This is a genomic window from Aliidiomarina sp., assembly GCF_047920995.1.
Taxonomy (GTDB): domain Bacteria; phylum Pseudomonadota; class Gammaproteobacteria; order Enterobacterales; family Alteromonadaceae; genus Aliidiomarina.
Genome location: NZ_JBLRWZ010000067.1, coordinates 1 through 3,111, shown reverse-complemented (window position 1 = coordinate 3,111; position 3,111 = coordinate 1). Strand labels below are relative to the sequence as shown.

The 3,111-nt window shown below is 47.4% G+C and carries 3 protein-coding genes; 2 read left to right on the top strand and 1 reads right to left on the bottom strand.

The window, feature by feature from the left end:
• Both ACNA7P_RS11040 and ACNA7P_RS11035 read left to right on the top strand, forming a co-directional pair.
• On the top strand, positions 1 to 406 hold a 406-nt coding region (locus tag ACNA7P_RS11040; RefSeq protein ID WP_416258677.1), incomplete at its 5' end, for a hypothetical protein.
• 64 nt (positions 407 to 470) lie between these two features.
• Positions 471 to 1,349 (top strand): putative RNA methyltransferase, encoded by an 879-nt coding sequence (locus ACNA7P_RS11035; RefSeq protein ID WP_416258676.1) that lies wholly within the window; start codon positions 471 to 473, stop codon positions 1,347 to 1,349.
• A 74-nt stretch (positions 1,350 to 1,423) separates the two neighbouring features.
• On the opposite strand, the gene ACNA7P_RS11030 is transcribed toward ACNA7P_RS11035, so the two are convergent.
• A partial coding sequence (locus ACNA7P_RS11030; protein ID WP_416258675.1) for a nitric-oxide reductase large subunit occupies positions 1,424 to 3,111 on the bottom strand: 1,688 nt, incomplete at its 5' end.

The following is a 3,111-nucleotide window of genomic DNA, read 5'->3' as shown; positions in this document are numbered from 1 at the left end:
TGCTATTGCTGCGCTCATCTTGCAACAGCAAATAGTTGGGAGTGGTTGCGATGGTTATTGGGCAACCTGTTACGGCAGTAGTTTTGATTTTTCCGAAGCTGCGGTGGGTTACGCTTTTTGCCAACGGCCTCGTTCAACTGCTCATGTAAGCTGTGCTATTTTTATTCGCGATCAGCCCGAAGCAGAAGCGGATCGTCAAACTGCTAGCACAGTAGCAGCTTTCATTGCGGCGGATATTGCTACAGGTAATGATGGCTGGCGCTTGCTCAGCCAATTCACCAGTACCGAGGTTGAGAGTGTGCTGAATGCGATACAGCAAGGCAATATTGCGCTGCGTGAACCCTGTTGGCCGATACTTGATTTTGCTGGCAGCCGCCAAGCTATTCATGATACGAGCTGTGAATAAGTGTTTTGTGCTGCTCCCAATAGCGTAATCCTCAGTATCGTAACCAGAAAGAAAGGAAGCCACTTTGTTAGTATCTTTTAATCAGCTGATTTGTACCCTTGATGGTGAGCCGTTAGCGCTCACCGAGAATAGGGCTGCCTGGCGTTGCAGCAAGGGCCATAGTTTTGATATTGCTAAACAAGGGTATGTAAATTTGCTGCCGGTGCAGCACAAGCGCAGTAAAGATCCGGGCGATAGTAAAGCCATGGTGGCCGCCCGCCGGGAGTTTTTGCAGCAGGGCTTTTACCAACCAATTGCGAAGGCGATTAGTACGATAGTGCGTGCGGAAGCAGCAAGAGCGGATGCTGAATCCTGTTTTCCGGTATTAGATGCGGGATGTGGCGAAGGTTATTATCTACGTGAACTGCTCGCAGATGCCGATATTCAACAGCATCAAGTAGCAGCGGTGGGGCTAGATATTTCCAAATGGGCCGTTATGGCCGCCAGTAAAACTTGCGAGAATGTGCGCTGGATAGTAGGCACCAACGCCCACTTGCCCATCGCCGATCAATCGATTGATTGTGTGTTGTGTGTGTTTGGGTTTCCAGTACCCAGTGAGTTCTTAAGAGTATTAAAGCCGAATGGCTGTTTATTGATGGTAGAGCCTGAAGCAGGTCATTTGCACGAACTTAAAAACGTAATCTATGCCGATGTTAAACAAGAAACCGAGCGCTCACTAACGATGGATGGCTTTATTCATAAAGAGAGTTCGCATGTGCGATATGTAGCAGAATTGCCAAATAACCAGCAAATTCAGAACCTATTTAGCATGACCCCCCATTATTATCGCGCATCAGCCGAAGGCAAGCAGCGCGTGGCGGAATTAGCATCGTTAAAGGTGCAGATTGCGGTTGGTATCCACGTTTTTAAAGGCATTGCAACGAGCAGCAGCTCCATCGAGTAATTTCCTCATTGGGTAGTATAGAAAAAAATCTGGCACCACAAAGGTGGCGCCAGAGATTAAGGTTTTAAACAGTATTATGCATTTTTTGCTGCAGCAAGTTCAGCGGCGGTGTCTTTATAAAACACCCCTTTCACCACTTGCCAGCTTACTGCTAAAGCACCCACAATAAAGATTACATCACCTACGGTACGAACCCAGCGCAGCATTTGTAGAATAGGCTGCTGCATAAAGGCTTCGCTACGCGCGTACCACAAACCTTCTGAGGCGCTTGCGTAGAACTGAATGAAGCCAATGGGCAATAAACTGGTAAAGAGCATGAGCACAAGGCCCCAGTTTAACCACCAGAATGCGGTTTTCATTAGGCCTTCATCAAACTGCATATTGGGTTTGATGTAGCGTAGGATGAGCAAGCAGAAACCGAGCGCTAAGAAACCATATACCCCGAACAATGCAGCGTGCGCATGGGTTGGCGTAGTATTTAATCCTTGTATGTAATATAGCGCGATCGGTGGGTTAATCATGAAGCCCATTACGCCTGCACCGAGCATATTCCAAAACGCTACAGCAACGAAGAACATGAGAGGCCATTTTAACCGTTCCATCCAAGGGGCGCGGGTTTTTAAGCGCCAGTTTTCCCATGCTTCATAGCCCAATACCACGAGTGGCACTACTTCTAGTGCGCTAAAGGTAGCCCCTACCGCCATTACTGGGGTAGTGGTGCCTGAGAAGTAAAGGTGATGGAATGTGCCAGGAATGCCACCGAGCAAGAACAGCGATGCTGCGGCTAAGCTAGCGGCAGTTGCGGTGGTGCGTGATACTAAGCCCATGCTATGAAAAATGAAGGCTAACGAAACGGTAGCAAATACTTCAAAGAAGCCTTCCACCCAAAGGTGAACTACCCACCAACGCCAATATTCCATGATGGAAATATGCGTACGCTCGCCATAGAAGAAGCCAGCACCATAAAACAGCCCAACAGCTATTACCGAACAGATAAATAATGCTAATAGGTTTTTATCACCGCCTTTTTTCAGCGCAGGCAGCATGCCGCGTAGCATTAGCACTAACCAGAATAAAATACCCACAAATTTAAGAACTTGCCAAAAACGACCAAGATCAAGGTATTCATAGCCTTGATGGCCAAACCAGAAGCTTAAATGTGGTGGCATAATTTGTGCAATGGCGAGCCAATTGCCGATAAAGGTACCCGCGGTAACAAGTACCAGCGCCCAAAATAAGATATCAACACCAAGCTTTTGGTATTTGGGATCTTTACCGCCATTAATGATTGGAGCTAAGAATAAGCCTGCGGCTAAGAAGCCAACCGCGATCCAAAACATCGCCGCTTGTAAATGCCAGGTGCGCACTAAGGTGTAGGGGAACCATTTAGTGGTATCTAACCCATAGAAGCCGCTGCCTTCAACTGTGTAATGCGCAGTTAAACCACCCAAAAATACCTGTAGTGTAAATAACGCTACCACTACGAATAAATATTTACCCAATGCTCGTTGGGATGGTGTTAGTTTTACCAAACTTATGGGATCTTGTTTGGGTGCCTGTGGCTCATCATGCTCTTCTTTGCGTAAGAATGCCCAGCCCCAAATTAATGCTCCCACACCAGCAATAAGTAAAATAATACTCACTAAAGACCAAATTACATTCTCAGCTGAAGGCCTGTTACTAATCAGCGGTTCATGCGGCCAGTTGTTGGTGTACGTGATGTCCGAATCGGGGCGTTCGGTAGTCGCCGCCCAGGCAGCCC